Annotated in this window: 2 protein-coding genes; both read left to right on the top strand. The window is 68.5% G+C overall.

Annotated elements, in window-relative coordinates; all coding sequences use genetic code 11:
- The first annotated feature begins 93 nt into the window (after positions 1 to 93).
- Positions 94 to 459, top strand: a complete 366-nt coding sequence (locus tag AB0F17_RS66415) for a hypothetical protein (protein ID WP_358047849.1) — start codon at positions 94 to 96, stop codon at positions 457 to 459.
- Positions 450 to 1,532, top strand: coding sequence for an integrase core domain-containing protein (locus tag AB0F17_RS66410; RefSeq protein WP_358047847.1), 1,083 nt, complete (start codon positions 450 to 452; stop codon positions 1,530 to 1,532). Before AB0F17_RS66415 ends, AB0F17_RS66410 begins: the two co-directional genes overlap by 10 nt.
- The last annotated feature ends 63 nt before the right edge of the window (positions 1,533 to 1,595 follow it).

Raw genomic sequence — 1,595 nt, 5'->3', positions numbered from 1 at the left:
TCCTTCCGCGTCAGAGTTAATGAACCAGTCCCGGTCCGAAACACCTATCAACCGCGGGTAGTTTGATCGCCCCGTTGGAAGAGGTTGGAGCAGGTGGCAGGACCACAGCAGGACCCCAAGACTGCGCAGGCCCGCACGAGCGGGACAGGTAAGCGTACGCGGCTGGCGCCGTCGATGAAGTACCAGGTGTTCGTCGACGTGCTGACCGGGCAGGCGACCCAGGGCGAGGCGGCCGACAAGTACGGCGTCAACCGGATGACGGTGAACGCGATCTGCCGCACGGCCAAGCAGGGTGCGCTGGACGCGCTGGCGGCCACCTCGACGCCGGGCCGTCCGGGCAAGAGCCCCGAGTCCGCCGAACTGGAGGCGGCCCGCAAGGAGATCGAGCGGCTGCGGGCCACGGTGACCGAGCAGGCCGTCGCGCTCCATCTGCACCAGGGAAAATCGCTTTGGGGCTGAACGTCGGCCTGGTCCCGCCGCGAGTCGACGCATCCGTCAAGGCCGGCCTGCTGGAGCTCGTTGAGCACGCGGCCTGCCAGGGCGGCTGGTCGACGCGCCGTTCGGCGGCGCTGCTGGGTCTGGACCACGTACGGGTGCTGCGCTGGCAGGTCCGCGCGGTCGTCGGGCGGCTGGCTGACACCAAGCCCGGCCCGGAGATCGCGCTGCACGCGCTGCTGCCCTGGGAGCGCGAGGCCATCGTGAAGATCGCTGAGGAATGGATGGGCATCGACCGCTCCCACCGCAAGCTCGCCCATCGCGGGTCACGGCTGGAGTCCTTCTACGCCTCCGAATCGACGGTGCTGCGGGTCTTGCAGGCCGCCGGAGTCGCGGTGCCCGAGCGCCCGGCGCGGCAACGGCGTCCCCGCCGCGAGTGGCCCGAGTGGGCCGACCTGGTCCCCGGCGTCATCACGATCTACGACTTCACCCACTTCCGTGGCCTGTCGCGGTGGTGTGCGATCGCGGTCCTGGATGTGGTGTCGCGCTACTGGCTGGCCACCGTCCTCAGCGCGGAGGAGACCTCCACCCAGGTCGAGGTCGCCTACACCCGCGCCCTGCAGGTACTGGGCAAGGACCACCTGCTGGATGACGAACGACTGCTGGCCGAGCTGCGTGGCGGCCAGGTGCCCGACCACGACGATCTGCCGGTGCTGCTGGCCCTGTCCGATAACGGGCCGCAGATGACCTCCTCGGCCACGCGCACGTTCATGGCCGGAGCCCGCATCGCTCAGCACTTCGGCCGTCCCGGCACCCCGAACGACCAGGCCTGGGTGGAGAGCTTGTTCGGGCACGTCAAGGACGAGCACCCGCACCTGGACAAGATCACCGACCCATTCGAGCTGGAGGCTGAACTCGACGCGATCCGTACTTTCTACAACACCGTCCGCCTGCATGAAGGCATCGGCTACGTGACCCCTGACGACGAGCACCACGGCCGCGGCGAGGCCATCCGGGCCGCCCGCCGAGCAGGACTGACGGCCGCACATGAAGCCCGGGTTGCAGCCCGGCGAGAACTACGCCAGGATCCCCTTTAACCCCTCCCGCGCTTGATGGGTATTAAAGGCCCGCTTTGGTGCATTTTCTCTGACACACCTCGG

This window comes from Nonomuraea sp. NPDC026600 (assembly GCF_040638335.1).
Taxonomy (GTDB): Bacteria; Actinomycetota; Actinomycetes; order Streptosporangiales; family Streptosporangiaceae; genus Nonomuraea.
The sequence above is the reverse complement of the archived record's forward strand: the minus strand, read 5'-3'. Positions and strand labels throughout refer to the sequence as shown.